Source organism: Photobacterium carnosum, from assembly GCF_021236965.1.
Taxonomy (GTDB): Bacteria; Pseudomonadota; Gammaproteobacteria; order Enterobacterales; family Vibrionaceae; genus Photobacterium; species Photobacterium carnosum.
The window spans coordinates 1-18,319 of the sequence record NZ_WMDN01000001.1 but is presented as its reverse complement, the minus strand read 5'-3'; the positions used below and the strand labels follow the sequence as shown (position 1 = coordinate 18,319).

At 36.8% G+C, this 18,319-nt stretch carries 14 protein-coding genes; 7 read left to right on the top strand and 7 right to left on the bottom strand.

The window, feature by feature from the left end:
• Window positions 1-16: 16 nt before the first annotated feature.
• From GLP24_RS19905 to GLP24_RS00060, 3 genes are all read right to left on the bottom strand, one after another.
• Window positions 17-3,400, bottom strand: coding sequence for an intermembrane phospholipid transport protein YdbH family protein (locus tag GLP24_RS19905; protein ID WP_232615320.1), 3,384 nt, complete (start codon window positions 3,398-3,400; stop codon window positions 17-19).
• A 242-nt stretch (window positions 3,401-3,642) separates the two neighbouring features.
• The gene (locus GLP24_RS00065) at window positions 3,643-4,506 is read right to left on the bottom strand and encodes a DUF4344 domain-containing metallopeptidase (RefSeq protein ID WP_232615319.1); all 864 of its coding nucleotides are present in this window, start codon (window positions 4,504-4,506) and stop codon (window positions 3,643-3,645) included.
• A 141-nt stretch (window positions 4,507-4,647) separates the two neighbouring features.
• The gene (locus GLP24_RS00060; protein WP_232615318.1) at window positions 4,648-7,317 is read right to left on the bottom strand and encodes a bifunctional acetate--CoA ligase family protein/GNAT family N-acetyltransferase; all 2,670 of its coding nucleotides are present in this window, start codon (window positions 7,315-7,317) and stop codon (window positions 4,648-4,650) included.
• 597 nt (window positions 7,318-7,914) lie between these two features.
• Here GLP24_RS00060 and GLP24_RS00055 point away from each other — a divergent pair.
• Window positions 7,915-8,328 carry a GGDEF domain-containing protein gene (locus tag GLP24_RS00055; RefSeq protein ID WP_331254154.1) on the top strand — a complete coding sequence of 138 codons (414 nt, stop codon included), beginning with the start codon at window positions 7,915-7,917 and terminating at the stop codon, window positions 8,326-8,328.
• Between the two features lie 74 nt (window positions 8,329-8,402).
• Here the strand turns inward: GLP24_RS00055 and GLP24_RS00050 are convergent, their stop codons facing one another.
• The gene (locus GLP24_RS00050) at window positions 8,403-8,912 is read right to left on the bottom strand and encodes a hypothetical protein (RefSeq protein WP_101769170.1); all 510 of its coding nucleotides are present in this window, start codon (window positions 8,910-8,912) and stop codon (window positions 8,403-8,405) included.
• Between the two features lie 221 nt (window positions 8,913-9,133).
• Between GLP24_RS00050 and GLP24_RS00045 the strand changes: the two genes are divergently transcribed.
• Complete coding sequence (locus GLP24_RS00045; RefSeq protein ID WP_232615317.1) at window positions 9,134-10,030, top strand: SPOR domain-containing protein; 897 nt, start codon at window positions 9,134-9,136, stop codon at window positions 10,028-10,030.
• Window positions 10,031-10,255: 225 nt separating this feature from the next.
• Entirely contained in the window at window positions 10,256-11,254 is a 999-nt protein-coding gene (locus GLP24_RS00040) for a D-alanine--D-alanine ligase (RefSeq protein ID WP_101769172.1), read from the top strand.
• Between the two features lie 99 nt (window positions 11,255-11,353).
• Here GLP24_RS00040 and GLP24_RS00035 read toward each other — a convergent pair whose 3' ends face one another.
• Entirely contained in the window at window positions 11,354-12,319 is a 966-nt protein-coding gene (locus GLP24_RS00035) for a tyrosine-type recombinase/integrase (RefSeq protein WP_221943349.1), read from the bottom strand.
• Window positions 12,320-12,487: 168 nt separating this feature from the next.
• Between GLP24_RS00035 and GLP24_RS00030 the strand changes: the two genes are divergently transcribed.
• Entirely contained in the window at window positions 12,488-12,844 is a 357-nt protein-coding gene (locus tag GLP24_RS00030; RefSeq protein ID WP_232615316.1) for a DUF3319 domain-containing protein, read from the top strand.
• 58 nt (window positions 12,845-12,902) lie between these two features.
• On the opposite strand, the gene GLP24_RS00025 is transcribed toward GLP24_RS00030, so the two are convergent.
• Together GLP24_RS00025 and GLP24_RS00020 are read right to left on the bottom strand one after the other, a co-directional pair.
• Complete coding sequence (locus GLP24_RS00025) at window positions 12,903-13,403, bottom strand: ATP-dependent zinc protease family protein (RefSeq protein WP_373322867.1); 501 nt, start codon at window positions 13,401-13,403, stop codon at window positions 12,903-12,905.
• A 121-nt stretch (window positions 13,404-13,524) separates the two neighbouring features.
• Window positions 13,525-14,130: an HAD family hydrolase gene (locus GLP24_RS00020; protein WP_101769175.1), complete on the bottom strand. Its 606-nt coding sequence runs from the start codon at window positions 14,128-14,130 to the stop codon at window positions 13,525-13,527.
• A gap of 121 nt (window positions 14,131-14,251) precedes the next feature.
• On the opposite strand from GLP24_RS00020, the gene yciH reads away from it, so the two are divergent.
• The 3 genes from yciH to opgC all read left to right on the top strand — a co-directional run bounded on the left by yciH (window position 14,252) and on the right by opgC (window position 18,054).
• Window positions 14,252-14,575 (top strand): stress response translation initiation inhibitor YciH, encoded by a 324-nt coding sequence (gene yciH / locus GLP24_RS00015; protein ID WP_101769176.1) that lies wholly within the window; start codon window positions 14,252-14,254, stop codon window positions 14,573-14,575.
• A gap of 278 nt (window positions 14,576-14,853) precedes the next feature.
• Window positions 14,854-16,308: a dipeptide/tripeptide permease DtpA gene (gene dtpA, locus GLP24_RS00010; RefSeq protein WP_232615315.1), complete on the top strand. Its 1,455-nt coding sequence runs from the start codon at window positions 14,854-14,856 to the stop codon at window positions 16,306-16,308.
• Between the two features lie 213 nt (window positions 16,309-16,521).
• Complete coding sequence (gene opgC / locus GLP24_RS00005) at window positions 16,522-18,054, top strand: OpgC domain-containing protein (RefSeq protein ID WP_232615314.1); 1,533 nt, start codon at window positions 16,522-16,524, stop codon at window positions 18,052-18,054.
• Window positions 18,055-18,319 lie beyond the last annotated feature (265 nt).

The window sequence follows — 18,319 nt, the reverse complement described above, 5'->3', positions numbered from 1 at the left end:
TTAATAACCTTAAATGTTATTGATGGTTAAAATACTCACTAATTTTTTGTTCGACATTGGATGCATTGAGTATGTTTATTGTTTTGATGAGCTCAAGTACATTATCTTCAATGGTTACGTTTATATTTATTGGGCGGCCGTGCTGAAAATCAGGATTATACCCTTTGAAGTAAGATTGTGTTTTTAACACGCCATCTTTAGCATAGTTAACTTTCATGGCTAAGGTACGATAATGGTAATTTTTAAGTATTTCACTCACCATTAATGGACTCTGATGGCCTGCGGCTTTGATATTTTCATCAATCATTGAGCCCGCGATATAACGTAATATGCCACCTGGATAGCGAGAATGAAGCACGCCGTCATGGATTTCAATCTTTCCATCAATAATAGCAATGGGAATAGTGCCATCAAGGATCCCTGTAAATTCAATTCCATCATGATCAATCTGGTCGATTATTTTATCGATTTTAATACCAAAAATGGTCATTGGAATGAATGCTGATTTAGGTAAATCCGTAAGGTTAATACTATGAGCACTTAAACTTCCCCCCAAGACGTAAGTGGCTATTCGATGTAATGTGTATTGATTGGTTTGGGTATTAGCATCAATAATCAAACTTGGTTTGGTAAATGTTATTCCTGCTTTAAGTTGTTGTGCAAATAAGGCAATAGGGCTGAGGGTTTGAATGCCATCAGGCGAGAATGCGAGGTGAATATTACTGTCTAGCTGACTAACATCAATGCCATGATAATTTCCAGAAAGATGATCCGTAGAAATATTAGTGGTTCCAGTTAATTGATTATTACTGTCAATCATAAATACGGCACTCATGGTAATACTACCGTCAGTAATATCAAACGGTAAAGGTAGCGTTGGAAAGTAATATTTTTTTAAGTGGCGAGTGTTTGTGAACGTTATTGTATTGCGGTGTAACTTCACTCTGGTTTCTTTGGTCATTAAATCGGTATTAACATTCAGTTTTACAAAAATGTCATTGTGAAGGTTAGCGAGTGTAGCTTCAGCTTGTAGTTTATTCGCGGCTAAATAGAAATGACCATAAAGGTTGGCTGAGGGAAATAGTTGTTTATAGTTACGTTGAACGTTATCTATTGCGATATTGATGTTACTTGATAATGTTAATGGTGTAGCCAGTGATTGCAAAGACGTGTTATTGAATAATATCTCATGGCGTAATAATAGCTTACTGACGGCAATGTTTAGTTCTGCGCTATAGTCTGCCACTAGGGTTGTTTTTTGGGCTTGATGACGAGTAGATAATTGAGCACTTAATTGTGCTTGGGTATTTTTAGGTTGATAAACCATGACACTCAAACGATCTTTTTTCTTTTCAAAAACACCTATTAATTGGTTTAAGCTGAAATCAATATTATTGATCTTATTATTCTCTAAGGTTGGAATACGTTGGAATAACAACTTTTTTGCTTGAAAATGGGTCTGTTGTAATTGGGCAATTAAATAATTATTAGCCCATATTGCTTTTACTTTTGAGCTAAAAAGAACGTTATCAATTTTACTGTCGTTTGTTGGTTGTACTGTATTAATTTTGGCATTGATATTAGCGTTAATATGACATTGAATATTAGGATATAAGCAATTGAGTTCATCAATAAAAAAACTAAATTCAGAATTTGTATTGGCATTTTTAAAACTAATTGTTTCGTCTTTATCACCTAGCGCCACTTGGAATAATCTATTTTTATAACTGATATTGAAGTTTATTTTACCGTCACTGTTCATTTGAATTTTGGCAATATGTTTTAGATCATGATACTGATGAGTATTTTTATCTTTAGAATGAAAAAATGGGGCTTCAACGGTGTATTTATTAAGTTCAATAGTAAAAGATGGCGGTAATTCAATACCTATTCGGTAATGTGCATCCACAATTTTATTATTAATCACCATCGGGTTAGTTGTTTTTGATAAGTTATTTACCACTTGTTTAGCATAAAAGCGTAATGGTCCTTTTATTTGAGCATCAGGCATATCGTCAAGACCTAATCGATCGGTGAATTCTTTAGTATTTTTAAAGTTGGCATTGCAATTTAGATATTGTGGTAATGGTTGATGAAAAATTATTTTCACATCGCAGTTAAGGTTATTGCCGTCACTACGAGTCATAATGGTGTGAGCACGGGCATTTGTTTTTGAAAGGTGATAGATATTCACATCAAGTTGATATGGATTAGGGGCTAATGCTTTTCCTTTTACAATAAAATGCGCCTTAGTTTTATTGTCCGTTGCAATATTTAACGTTTTAGCCTGTTGTTCTATTTTTTTTCTCGCTTTTTCAGTCGCGGTTTTATGGTGTGGCGTTGGGTTGTGATTAAGATCTTCCGATTGTGCTGTTATCGTATTTAGTGGCGTTTTTAAAATCATTTTAGCATCAATTAATAAATCGCCATAAGTTAGTGCGTTTACTTTTAATTTCTTAATGGGTAAACGGGCAAGATTAGCAATAGCTTGTCCGAGGTGGATCCCTTTGCTATCGATGTCAGTACGATTAACAAATTCAGGTAAATATTTGGGTTGTTCTAGTTTTACAGTGTTAGCCATTAATTTCATGGTTGGTAAACTGCGGTTAAGATCAAACGTTAATGATAATTTGGTAATAACTTGTTCTGGTAAGGTGTTATTAAGGGTTTCCCATTGAGGATGAAGTGATGCAATCGTGACAGATACTGGCGTTTTATTGTCTTGCCAAGCAATAGAAAATTGACTATCAATAAACCGTATTGGGTAATGTGGCGAGGGTTGATCTTGTGGGAAAAAGAAGTTTAATTTACCTTTATTTGAATGACCAGAGATCACTAAATGGGGGGTGTTGGTAATGGTAACATCAACCTGTTCTATAATTTGTGTTGCCGCAGATTCTTTACCGTCACTGTGCGCTGTAGATGCTGTCACTTTTCGCGCTCGAGCATTAATGGTTAATGGTGATGTGAAATCAACAAACCTAAACGTTGCATCAAAAAAGTGAATGTAGCGTAAATAAATATTTTGTTTTTCTAACATCGCTGTTGTTGTTGAAGGCAGTTCTATTTCATATTTCTTCGCAAATAGGCGATAACTTCCGCTATCAAGAAGGTTTTTAGGATCAATTTGGTGTTGCAAAGAGAGCTGATGGAAAGTGACGTGGTAATTAAATAAACGTAATGAAATTTGTTTTGCTTGTATACCATTGTCATAACGTAGTCCCTTAACCTCAGTTACCGTTACACCATGAATATTAAGCCATATTAAACCTATTATGGGTATTAGAAGTACGATCCCCAATAACGATAAACCCACTTTTGTACTCTTATGCCACCACGACGTTTTTACCTTTGCTGGTGGTGACGGTAACGATTCGACATTGTTCGGGGGTGATTTCACAACGATAGTTTACCTATTGATAACAGAATAAATTAATAGCAGTAATAAACCATTCATTTAAATGATAGACACTGGCCTCATCTTTAAACATATACCAGATTCTATTATTAGAGGATTGTAAGTATAAATAATTCTCTACAATTACATCTTAAAATGACTAAGTACGCATATCGTTGCAAAATTTACGGGGTTACATCTTTAAGATTGAATATATATGCATTTTAATTGTTTGCGTTAAATATCTAAATATCTAAATAATAGAGCCAGCCTTGATGTGTGGTTGAGTAAATATCATTACATTGGCGTTGTTGCTGTTGCTGTTGTACTAAAGGCAATGCGTCAAGCAAGGGTTGGTAGCGAGTGGGATCACTACCGTACACCAGACACAAAATATGCTGATAACGTTGTTGGCTAAGGCTATGCTGTTGAATAAAAAGATTATTACTTAAAGGGGTATCATTGATAGCATGAATACTAAATAGTTGATTACTGTTAATTGCAATCTCATCTCCTCGATCGATATCATTCAATAGCAATATAGTCACGAAGTTATCAACCATGGTTTCATTATTACCGAGTATGGGAATCGCACGATCAAGAATATAGGCATGTCCGATCTCGTGCAGTAACGTCAATAATAGCGCGTCGGTTGTTGCTTGATAACGTTGTTGTTGGGTAGTGTAAGGGGTTGTTTTAGCCACATGCTGTAATAGCTGAGTAATATATTGGTAAGGGATCTGGATTTCGTTTTGAGTTGAATCAAAATTAGGACCTTTAGTACTTCCAAAAACGATATCTAAGCTGGGGGCGAAAACATAGCGAGTTTGGCTTAGTTGCCTCACTGTGGCGAGAATAGATGAATGTTGAACAATGTCTTTTGCTTGTTGCTGCTGCGCATTAGCGGGCGTAAGAAAGACAAAATTTACGGTAGGGACGGGATCTAATGCTAAACCATAACTTCCTCCTGTAGGTTGTTCTGTGCCCGCATAACTAAAACAAGAGATTGTGAGCCAAAGGATGCTATATATAAGTCTTCTTATCGATAATGATATACGTGAAGGGTTTGCATCAGTAGATCGATTGAAAGTGAGATAATATCTATGCACGTTGCCACCTCATTACTGCTATAGCTGTATCATAAATGATAATTATAGCGGATGAGACAAAACGTAACGCTGTAAAAGCATTAAAATACCCTATTAATAACTGGTTATGATTCACTGCATGTTGTTTTATATTGCTAGGGGTTAGTTTAACAATAACTGCATATCTACTACACCATCAGCTAATTGTACATCAATCTCAAACCCCATTTTTTGCGCTAGAGTGATCATGCCACGGTTGGTTGGCATGGTCATTCCTGTTAGGGTATGAAGCCCGCGCTGTTTGGCGTAATCAATTAGCTTTACCATTAAAATTCGCCCTAAACCTGCCCCTTTAAAATCGGATCGAATGAGAATCGCAAATTCAGCGTCTTTATTGTTTGCATCTGATAATGCACGAGCAACACCGATAATCATCTCATCATAAACAGCAACAAAAGCCATTTCACGGTCGTAATCGATTTGGGTGAATTTGGCTAAGGCCTCATGATTTAACTCGCCAATTTCAGAGAAAAAACGTTTATAAAGATCTTCTTCTGATACTTGGCTAATAAAGGCTTTATGGGTTGGTTCATCTTCAGGAAGAATAGGACGAAGCAATATCTGTTTACCGTCTTTAAGCTGGCACTGTTGTTCATATTCTTTAGGGTAAGGACGAATCGCTAATCGTTGCTGAATATCGCCATTAAACGTTGTGATATCCATTGAAGCATCAATAATCGTTAATTCATCGCCCGAGATCAGTAAGGGGTGAATATCCAAGGCGTTAATATCAGGACAATCAATGATCATTTGAGAAATAGTCACTAAAAATTGGCATAACGCTGGAATAGATATCGGCTCTAAACTGCTGCGTTGTTTGATTTTGTTACGCTTTAACGCATTGATCACCATATAACGGGCAAGAGCCATGTTTAACGGTGGTAACGCAACGACGGCATCACGTTCAATATTCCAATCAATGGTTTCTTCGCCAAGCATGATCACTGGCCCAAAGACAGGATCGTTATGGACACCGATCCGTAATTCTTGTGCGCCAGATCGATTTGCCATACGTTGGATTAATAATCCGTCAATACGGGCACTGGGATAATACAGTGCAACACGAGACAAAATAGCATCAGCGGCATTGGCTACTTCATTGGCATCACGTAGGTATAACACCACGCCATGAATATCCGATTTATGACGAATATCTGGAGATCGTAATTTTACCGCTACGGGATACCCAATTTGTTCTGCAATATAGACTGCTTCAGCGGCATCAGAGGCTATCCACGTTGGAAGAGTAGTAAAACCATAGCTTTCAAGTAACGGACGTATCTCATGAGTCTCAAGATGATAAATATTTTGTTGCAGTAAACGTTGTATTTCATGGCGCACATAGTGAGGATCTGCGGTAATTTCACCAATTGACACTGGCGTTTCCATTAATTGACGTTGGTTACGACGGTATTCGACTAAATGCATGAAAGCTGAGATCGCACTTTCTGGTGTACGATAAGTTGGTAAACGCGCTTGAGTAAAAAGAATACGAGCGTCAGTAGCTTCATTTTCACCCGACCAATTAGTTAATATATTAAAACGTTGACTGCGAGAATGCTGGTGGAGGGTATCAATAACTATCTTCGCGGTGTGAGTACTATTAGCAATAGCTGAAGGACTATGCATGATAAGTAGCGCATCAAAATCATCACTATCAAGTAGAATATTAATGACTTGTTGGTAACGCGTAGTGTTTGCATCACCCATAATATCTATTGGATTAGTGTGTGACCAATAGGCGGGTAAGACATGAGATAACTTTGCTACTGTTTCTGTACTTAATTGTGCTAATTTTCCACTACGATCAGATAACGCATCGACTGCCATAACGGCAGGACCTGCACCATTAGTGACAATAGCCAATCGTTCTCCGCGTAATGGTACTGAATGTGCTAATGTTTCAACCGCTGCAAATAAATCATGGGTTGTATGAACGCGTAACATACCAGAACGACGAATGGCTGCATCATAAACCTCGTCCACACTGATTTCATCATTAGAATGCAATAATGCCGTCGATTGTCCCATGTTTGTTCTACCACTTTTTAATACTAATATACGACAGTTACGTGCAGCGGCACGGGCTGCTGAAATAAACTGTCTAGCATCTTTGATATTGTCAATGTAGAGCAATATAGCGTCTGTTTTTGTATCTTGGCTTAAAATATCAAGCAGTTCGGCAAAATTAATGTCACAAGCATCACCCAAAGAAATAAACGTAGAGAATCCTATTTCCTTATTCTGCGCCCAATCAAGAATTGTGGTACAGACTGCGGCTGATTGTGAAATAAACGCGATATTACCTTTATTAGCAGGGATTGGAGACACCGACGCATTAAGGTTAAGCCAAGGTAAAATAATGCCAAGGCTATTGGGGCCGATAATTCGTATATTATAACGTTGAGCATTGATAAGCATTTGTTGTTGGTGGTTAATTGTGTCTTTATGGTTAGTTCTAGGAGTCATACCGGCGGCGATAACAATGACAGTTTTAACACCTTTGTGCCCAAGTTGATTAATAATATCGGGAGTAAGATCTGCACGGGTACAAATAATTGCTATATCAGGGATTATAGGCATCGTATCAATACTGCGGTAAGCCAAAATCCCTGCGACAGCGGTATACTTTGGTGTGACGGGAATAATAGGGCCGTTAAAGCATCCTGATAACAGATTACTGACAACTATATAGCCGATACGGTGTGGATTGTTCGATGCCCCAATCACTGCGATACTGGTTGGTTTTAAAAAAGCGGTAATATTACTCATAAGATAGTCATCCCTATATCGACAATATTGATACTTTATCTCTAAATATGGCAGAGCTGCTTTTTTTATCGTTATAATGTGATCTGAAAAAAGAGGATGATTTATTTATTTTATGGTGTAGAACGGATATCTTAATGAATAGTGTTTGTTTTGTATTAGGCCTAATAATTCAAAATAAATATAATCTATATTAGTATTGTTTTTTGCGGTATTCAGTGCTTATTTATACTGATGTAGGTAATGTTAAATACTTAAAAAGTATACATTAATCAATACTAGTAACGCCCTTGTTATTATTCGTAATCGTGAAGGGAATGCTATTTATAATAATGAACCGCTTATTAATTATTTAGGTATTGACCTTGTTAATTATAGTGCTGCGCAAGCCTGTGAGCGATTTCCTGATTATCAAACATGTATTGATTTAGATAAAGAATTACTCAATAGTGATACGTGTTTTCTCGTATCGAATGAAACGGTAGACACTGAAAAGGGAAGGCGATTTTTTCATACTTTCCGACAAAAGATAATACATTTTAATCAATCGTTTATTATTTGTAGTATCTATGACGCTAACGATAGCATTAATATTGATATATTAACCAGTGTTATCAAAAAAGTTATTTAGAATCGACGTATGCTAAAGCCTATCAAACATTAGTCTTTATTGATTTAGATGGTTTTAAATTAATTAACGATATCTATGGGCATAATAAAGGTGATGAGGTTTTACGTGATTTTGCACAAACCGTTAAAAGTATGCTGCGAGATCGTGATGCTATAATACGATTTGGTGGCGATGAGTTTGTATTATTACTGGAGGGCTCTCCATGTCGTGGCGTACAGCAACGGATAGAAGTTATTCGCTGTAATATTGAAGCATACTTTTTAGCAAAACAACTGCATGTTAGCTTTTCTTATGGAATTGTTGAGGTAGGCGGTAATATAGTGAGTGCTATTAATCAAGCAGATGCAGCAATGTATAAACAAAAACATTTAGCTAAACAATAAAAAAGAGATCATTTGATCTCTTTTTTTGCTGCTGGTGGCTTATTAGCTGGTGGCTAAAGAGCACAATAAGCAGATTACACTTGGTAGCGGCTTTTATCACCAATATCAAAATGTAGCGGCATCCGCCATTTACTAAAAGCAGCAAAGGCAAGTAATGCAGCACCGACCATTGCAAACCCAATCGCAACATGCATGACATTAAAGACGAAACAAAACCAAAATGCCGCCAAAATAAGGGGCGTTAATAGAAGTATTTTTACTCGAAAACAGAAATATTCTTTTATTGAAAGTGCGCTAAAAACAAATAAAGCGGCGCCTAATGCTAATGGTTGCCATAATCCGGAAATTAACCAGATCGCTGCAAACAAGCCAGCACCTTGAATAAGCCAGCGAAAACGTTTGTCATAAATATGAACTGTTGTTGAGGCGAGTAAAGCGACGATAACAAGGAAAGGTGTCGCAGTATGTGTTTCTGTACCAATTACCGCCATGATAATAGCGGCAAGAGTGAATGCTGAGCGATATAAGATAACGGTTAGTTTATCAAGAATATCAAGTTCGCATTTAATATGTGGATCAGCCATTGAGGCTCCTAGGCAGTAGCAGAAAAATAAGGTTCATATTATTGTTATAAAAACAATGTTTAACGTAACCATGGTAACATAATTACCTTTCGATGGATCTATCGTTATGAACTGTTTGATTGTAATTAAACGCTGCGGCAAACTATTACTAACTATCTGTCATTCAATTGTTTTTATGATGAGCACACTAACTGTTCTACTGTGGAATAAGAGAGAATAAAATGAAAAAAATTATTACATTGAGCCTGTTATCGAGCTTGGTGGGTTGTGCTCAATTACTGCCACCTAAAACGCCATTACAGGTTCCGATTGAAACAATTAACACGATGAAGTCGACTGCAAAGTTTGTTGAGCCAACAGTTGTTGCGGAATTAGACGCATCAGTTAAAACAGACCCTTTGTATCAATCGATAGATTCGATAGCAGTGAGTGAACAGGTTATTGAAAATCAACCAGTTACTAAAATTGAACCAGTAGAAGACGTTACATCGATAGAGCCTTCAGTCATTGCAGCAGATAGTACTATTACTGACGTGGTGACGGAACCAACCACAGTACAAGTGGCAAATGATACAACTATTGATGAACCTGTAATTGTTACAGATAAAGCCGCGGTAACAACTGTCGCTACCGATGTGACTCAACCCGCGACGGTTACTGAATCAGCTATAGTTACTGATTCAGCTATAGTTACTGATTCAACAGCTGCTACAGAGCCAACAGTTGATGCTATAAAGACGGTTGAACCCGAAGTTATTGAGCCAGTTAATGATGCGGTGGTAGAGGATCAAACACGCGTTGATGATCCGATTGTTGATGATAAATATCAAACAGTTGATATGCATGGTTATAGCGTTCAAATCACAGCATCAAGAGATGAACAATCATTAGTGACCTTATTATTGCTATTAGATAGCCAGCAACCAGCTTGGCTAAATAAGAAGATGATCAATGGTAGTCAAGTTTATACCTTATTACTTGGGCATTACTCCGATCATGAGCAAGCAAAAGCTGCATTGGCATTGTTACCTGAAGCTTTACAGCAAAGTGGGGCATTTGTGCGGAATTTTTATGATATTGAACATACTGGCTCGCCACAATTGAAGCAGTTACAATAATCGTTGATATAAACAGGCTATAAATGGTGGTTAATTCACCAGTTGCAGTATAAACCTGGCAGGATTTAAAAATAAATCACGATATGATGATATAGAGGGTACATTCATATTACTTTTTTGATTACTATATTCAGCCGTGAATGTCTTATTTTTTTTGACCTTGGTGGTTTATCAAGGTTTTTGTAATCTGCATTGTATTGTGATTGGTCTAATTAAGGAACGATAATGAGTTCTATCCATGTTTTATTATTATGCGGCGGCGGTAGCGCTGAGCATGAAGTTTCTCTTGTATCTGCAAACTTTATTGAACAACAATTAAAAGTGATTGATGGCGTTAGCTATACTCGTGTCGAAATGACAAAAAATGAAGGTTGGTTAAATGGAAATCAACATTCTTGCGAATTGAATTTAGATAAAACATTGTCCGCTGTCGGTGAGCAACCTGTCACGATTGATTACGTGATCCCTTGTGTGCATGGCTTTCCTGGTGAAACTGGCGATTTGCAATCATTATTTGATTTAGCAGGTTTACCTTATTTAGGCTGTGGCGCTGAAGCGAGTACAAACTGTTTTAATAAAATTACCACTAAGTTGTGGTTTGATGCGTTGAATATTCCTAATACGCCTTATGTTTTCTTGAGTGAGAATACGGAAGAAGCTCACCAACAAGCATCAGCGGCATTAAGCCAGTGGGGCAAGGTGTTTGTTAAGGCAGCATGCCAAGGTTCATCTGTCGGTTGTTATAGTGTTGAGAACGCAGAAGAATTACGTACAGCGGTTAACAATGCATTCGGTTATTCAAACCAAGTATTAATTGAAAAAACCATTAAGCCTCGTGAGTTAGAAGTTGCGGCTTATCAATATGGTGATCAACTTATTATTACTAAACCGGGTGAAGTATCGTGCCCTGATGATAAGTTTTATAGCTATGAAGAAAAATACAGTACTGATAGCTTATCAACCACTCAGGTTGAAGCGCGTAATTTAACTGCAGAACAAGTTGAAGCGATTCAGCATTATGCTCGTAAAGCGTTTGAGCAAATGAAGCTTAAAGATTTATCGCGTATTGATTTCTTCTTGAGTGAAGATAATGAAATTCTATTAAATGAAATCAATACCTTCCCAGGCATGACGCCAATTTCAATGTTCCCTAAAATGTTAGAGAACTATGGCCATAACTTTACTGATTTTATTGAAAAAGCGATTAAAAACGCCGTTAAATAAATATTTAATCAGTTATTATTAAGCCAACCTTGATGCTCTTTGTTGTTGAAGGTGTATCAAAGGTTGGCTTTTTTATGTCATTTTTATCGTGCTTGTGTGTTATTTGCCATTTTTGTTGGCAAATTTCTTTAAGGTGCTATCCCGTTTAGCGCGTTGACCAATATATTGAGCCGGCATAGCAGGGCTTCGCCATCGTCCTTGGTGTTGTATTTGATGAATAGACAGCCCCGCGTCAGCTAAATCTTGGCTCGCACCGACCCGTGGTGATTGCCCTGAAAATATTACGTCAGTAGGAAGATCTAGCTCTTGGCTTGCACGTCTAAATATACGGTAGATCGATGAGTGATCAAGAGGGTTATCACCAATATTATTATGTCTATCAATACGTCGGAAAACAAAACCGCTGTCTATCATCGATAATGTCAGCCAACGGTTGACAGCTTGCGAGGCGATATCACTTAATGCAATTAAAGTACCGTTTACCGAAAGAGTAATTAAACCATCAGGTGTGATTTCAATATCGTTAATGGTTAATGCGGTTACTTCTGAACGCTTTAGCATTGCTTCAAAGGTCATTGCCCAAATCGCCATATCGCGTACATCTTTGGCTTTAGTTGCGTGCGAAAATGATTCAAGAAGCTCATGTAAATGGTTATCACGAAAACCATGAGCATTAGTATAATCATCATGTTTATCAAGGCGCTGTTTGTGCATGGCAAGTTTTATTTCATTACTTAAACAGGGGTTAGGTAATGCATGACAACGATGAACCAAACTAATAGTGACAATGTAACGTTTTAGGCTGGCTAGCTTACGGGTGAGTGCCATTTTTTCTATATAACGATGAACAATTTCAGCTGATGCGGGTAACGCTGATGTGTTGTGTTGTGAACAGAAAAGTAAGAAACTATTCCAATCATTTTTAAATGCGATTAATGTGTTTTTAGCATATTGTTGATGTGTTAGTCGTTGCCAAACTGTAATCGATTCAGCAATGGTTGAAAAATCAGTAAGACTTGCGTTGCGTATTATTTCATCTTCAATAACGGTAATTTTCTTAGCCACTATAACACCTAATGCACTATAACTTTATATACTTAAATAATAGCAACGATCATCGAAAAACGGAAGAATAATTACAAAAAACTAGCTTAAGCATTTAAGTCTTATTATTATATGCGTAGTTAAAGTAATGATTATTAAAGAAACTACTTCTTTAATAAGGTATAGAGTATGACAATAAAAAAACGTCTTTTTCATCGTGGTTATATCGTTGAGAATAGTACAGGGTTCACCTCTGACTGGAAAACAACCATTAATGGGAAAACAGTCAAAGGAATGATAACCAACATTAAAAAGAGTGTAGATTGGTGGTGTGAGACAAAAGTCTTTATGCCGCCAGAAAGGTTTGATACTCATCGACAAACAATGAAATCATCATTAATTGCTCATTCGGAACAGTATAAAGGGATTGTTTTGAGAAATGATAATGGTAAAAATAATGAATGGTATGCCCTTGTGCGAGGACAGTTAGTTAAGGGGGATTTAGTTTCAATTAAAAAATATTTAGATAAGGCTATTACATTCTAAAAAAACAGTGCCTATTTATTACAGGCACTATTTTATTTACTTGAATTTTAGTTAAGGATTAATCATCGTTATCATTTTTTGATACATCAACTAAATAGCGGCCATCTAACCAATTACGACCAATCAGTAATTTATATTCTAATTTTTTACGATCACGTAAATTGACAGGAATGGCATGGCTTTTACCATTCCAAATTAAATCCATAACAACAGCATAGCGGCGTTCAACACCTTGAGCATTTCGTATCTTGCTGATTTTGATTATTTTTCCAGTATGTGTTTCTTCTTGTCCTTGCGCGTTAGCTGTTTTGAAACTGATCATTTTCCCTAGATTTTTATGCCAACTTTTTTTGGTATCTGTAGGGTTATTATTTCCATCAATAACATGTAAGTCATAAGCATTAATCGATGTTGTATTTGCTCCAGTATCAATACGTGCTTTGAAATCCATATTAAGATCTTTAACATAAATAGTTTCAATTGGGCCTACGATGTATTTTCCATTACATTCGTTGGCGGCATAGCTCATGGTTGATACCGTTGCAGCTACAACGAACATGGCAGCCATAAAAACTTTTTTCACATAATCTCCTGATATTATTAGCGCTTCTTTATAGATAATAGACTGAGTCGCTATAACAATGTTCAATTTTATGTAAAATTTAGTAAATGATTTGAATTTAATGCAGTGATAGTTGTTTTTCGATTTGCTGAAAACATGTGGGTGTTTGATTAAATTGAATAGTATTAAAACCAAGCGTAGAGGCTATTTGAATATTTTCACTATTATCATCAATAAATAAGCTTTCTTGTGGTGTTAATTGGTAACGTTCGCATAGCCGCATAAATATTTCTTGTTCTGGTTTCATTACCAATTCTTTTCCTGAAACTAATCCGCCATCAAAAAATGAAATAAAATGGTGTTTCTCATAAAGAGTATCAAAAAAAGCACTGCACATATTGGTAAGGTAATAGAGCGAGTAGGGTTGTCGTGTTAACTTATAAAACAATGTTTCAGTTTGCTGTATTTTTGTCAAACTAAGTTGAATGTGTAGAATAAAATCTTCCATCCGTCGAGGGGATATTTGAGTACGAGCTGAAAATTTAGGGAGTACTTCTGCAATAAGCATAGTGCCACGATCGAGTGATAGCCAATCAGGATGTTGTAGTACATCACGCAGCAATATTTCACGTTCTGGTTGTGATGTAGTAAAACTATTCACAATTTGAAGTGGATTCCATTCAAACATCACTGCACCAAAATCAAAAATCACATTACGAATCATAAGATGTTCCGTTAGAGTACCATTTATTGATAGTATTGCTTCATGAGTATTTAGCAAGATTGATGTGTTAACTTTTAATGGTATTCACACAATCAAGCAACCAAGTGAGATCGATTGCACAATGAGTGATAATAACCGTTTAGTTTTCTCAACCGAGACTGGTCGAATCAAAGAAGAAAAAGAACAACCAGTACGTCCAAAAGGTGATGGTATTGTTCGTATTCAGCGTGAAACAAAAGGCCGTAAAGGTAAGGGGGTTTGTATTGTCTCTGGACTTGATGTTGAAGATCCTCAACTTAAACTGATTGCTGCTGAATTAAAAAAAGTTTGCGGCTGTGGTGGTGCAGTTAAAGATGGAAAAATTGAAATTCAAGGTGATAAGCGTGATGTAATAAAAGCGCATCTTGAGAAAAAAGGCCACACGGTTAAATTAGCAGGTGGTTGATCGTCAATGATTAATACGCTAAAGAATTAAAGCGATTATTCGTTTATATAAGGCAATAATTTAAACGATTATTGCCTTCATTGTATTCGTTTATACATAACCACCAGCATTGTAACGTTATCTGTTTTTAATCATGTTGTTATTTCTATTCTTAACCGTCCCGCCCAAATAAATAAACCTAATTCGATAGTATCTGGTCTTTGAATCAGCCTCACGACTCGCACTTGAAATATAACGACTACTATTAAAACAATTGCGACTGATTTAAGGAATGGCGTATGTCAGAGGTAAATGTATTTAAACAACCTAAACCGTTTTATCTCATATTTTCAGTAGAATTTTGGGAGAGATTTGGATTCTACGGTATGCAGGCCATTCTTACTGTATACATGGTCAATATTCTTGGCATGTCAGAGGCTGAGTCATTTACCTTATTTGGTGCGTTTTCTGCGTTAATTTTTGGTTCGGTGGCAATTGGTGGCTGGGTTGGGGATAAGATCCTTGGTACAAAACGGACAATCACGCTCGGGGCTTTCATTCTAACAATTGGTTACTCTTTATTAGGATTATCAGCAGCAGGTGACGTTGGCGGCAAAGAACTTATCTATATAGCAATGGGCTTTATTACCATGGGTAATGGTTTATTTAAAGCCAACCCTTCAAGCTTACTTGCCAAATCGTATGAGGAAAATGATCCTCGTCTTGATGGCGCGTTTACCATGTATTATATGGCGATTAACTTAGGTTCATTTTTCTCTATGTTATTAAGCCCTTGGATTGCCGAAAAGATGGGCTATGGCATGGCATTTGGGGTAAGTGCAATCGGGTTATTAATCACTATGGTTAACTTTATGGTGATGGGGCATATCGTTAAAAATATAGGTTCCAAGCCTGATATGTCGCCCGTTAATAAACGTTATTATTTTATGGTTGTGGTTGCAACGGTGGCGTTTAGCTTTTTGAGTGCCTTTTTATTGCAACACTTGTTTTATGCGCATGCTATTTTGGTTGTTATCGGAATAACCATTGTTGTTATATATTTCAAAGAAGCCTTCAAAACCCAGGGGCTTGAAAGGGCGAAGATGTTTGTCGCTTTTGTTTTAATGCTACAAGGGATCGTATTCTTTGCACTCTATTTTCAAATGCCCACCTCGCTTAACTTTTTCGCTATTCATAATGTCAGCCATGATTTATTTGGCTTTAAGGTAGAACCTGAACAATTCCAAGCATTGAATCCATTTTGGATCATGATTGCGAGCCCATTATTAGCCATTCTTTATAATAAACTCGGTGAACGGTTTGCAATGCCGTTTAAGTTTGCGTTTGGGATGGTGTTATGTAGTTTGGCCTTTTTAATTCTAAAGTTCTCAACGGGGTTTGCAAATCCGCAAGGGATCATCAATTCAAATTGGTTAGTGGTGAGCTATTTATTACAGTCGTTAGGGGAGTTATTGGTATCAGGGTTGGGCTTAGCCATGATTGCACAGTTAGTGCCACAGCGAATGATGGGGTTTGCAATGGGGATGTGGTTTTTAACATCAGCAACAGCCGCCATTTTAGCCGGTTGGATTGCAAGTTTAACGGCTGCACCCGAAGGGATTGTTGAACCGACTCAAAGCCTTATTCTTTATGCGGAAGTTTTTGGTGAAATTGGGTATGTTACCGCTGCAATCGCCGTGTTTACATTGCTTATTGCGCCTAAACTAACGCGGATTATTCAGGGGAAAGCGTAATATTATTTATAACAATCATCATTACTATTCGCATTTATTACTGATTAAGCCTCTTATTTTCTTTGGCGTGGCTTTTGGTGGGTGCAATATTCTGCTTGTTACACTTAAAATATGAGGCGTTAATTCAAGTTTTAGATTAAAAGATAATTAGGTATATAAAAAGGCACATTTTTTGATAAAAATACGAAAATACAGTTAAGTAGAGTAACAACAATGAAAAGGATTGCAGCATTAGATAGTATTCGTGGCTTGTTACTATTACTAATGACCATTAACCACTTAATATGGATAAGTGGCGGATACTCTCTCATTCAAACGGTGACTTTACAGCCATTGGGGCAGTTTGGAGCAGCAGAATGTTTTGTGTTTATATCAGGATTGCTTGCAGGCGCGATATACAGTCGAGAGTCATTAACCAACATTCAGACCATCACCAAAGCATGGCACCGAGCATTTAGTATTTATCGGTATCATATAGGCTGTTTGTTCATTGTTTTTATTTGGATTCTTATTGCATCACAATTTTTACCATCTGCTTCACCGACACTTCAACAAAGTGCACATTATATTGTAGAAAGTCCATTTAAAACCTTTATAGCTAGTGCTGCACTGGTTAACCAGCCGAACTATTTTGATATTCTTCCATTGTATATTGTCTTTATGTTGTTATTGCCTTTACTCATAGTGGCATACCGTAAAGGGCAAGGGTGGTTAGTTATTAGCATCAGTCTGGGGGCTTGGATTTTTAGTAAAGAGCTTAATACAACAATACTGTTACCTTTATTTTCGTTTGTATTTTCGAGTTTTAAACTTCAACTGGGCTATTTTAATATTTTTGCGTGGCAACTATTGTTTGTCGGCGGATCTGCCCTTGGCTTTATGCTGCAAAATAAAACATTACGTTGGCAGCATCCTATATTAACTATTCTTGCGGTGATGATTGCGACTATTATTTTTGTTGCTCATCATGGTGCATTTTCTAGCTATGGTATTCATCGTTGGACACTGTATTCGTATGCAAATAAGCCGGAACTCGGTTGGTTGCGAACGTTAAATATTACTGTGTGGATATATCTGATTGCCGTCATCATTCAACGTTATCCTAATGCGCTTCATAGTAAAGCATTGAGTTATATTGGCCGTCATTCATTACGCGTATTTAGTTGGCAGGTTGTTATTGTCTATTTAAGTGCTCCATTACTGCATAATTTACGTTTAGCCCCTTATTACAGTGTATTAATCGTCAGTATTGCAGCAACATTATGGTTAGCGGCATTATTATCAGAGAAATACAATGCGCATACGGTAAGTCGATTACATTGGGTGAGTGGTTTAAGCGTTATGTTTAGTGTCGTAATGCTGGGTAATGTGCTTACTGATGATAATGTTTCACCATTGACGATTAAAATTACCAATATCAATGATACGAAAACATCTATTTTAGTGTTGGTGTTTGATGAAAAGGATAACTTATCTCAACGGCCCACGATTTATATGAATACGTTTTCTCCACAAGAATTGGTCAAAGGGATCTCTATTAACGCATTACCTTCTGGCAATTATGCCGTGTTTGCATTTCAAGATAACGATGGCAATTATGATCTAACTAAAGGTAACGACGGAATGCCAATTGAAAACTTCGGTTATTCAAATAATCCATCAGCAGATGTTCCAGTCGTAATGGATCAAGTTACGTTTGTCCATAATGGACCACAAACGCAAACCATTAATTTTAAGGCGATCTAAATACACTTAGCGGTTGGTTAAGTAATTAATACTGAATGTAAGTACAAAGCAAAATGTAATGTGCGACCGTATTTAACGTCAGTGTTAATTACCTATTTTATGGTAAATAGAAAAATACTGTTAAATACACTCAACTAAAGAACAGGTGAGTGTGTTTATTTGATATTAATCAATAGCCTAGTTGTAATGGCATTACAGTATTAATGCTATATATCCTATTTAACATAAGGTACATAATGCGCACTGATGGTGTGGCCCCCAAGGT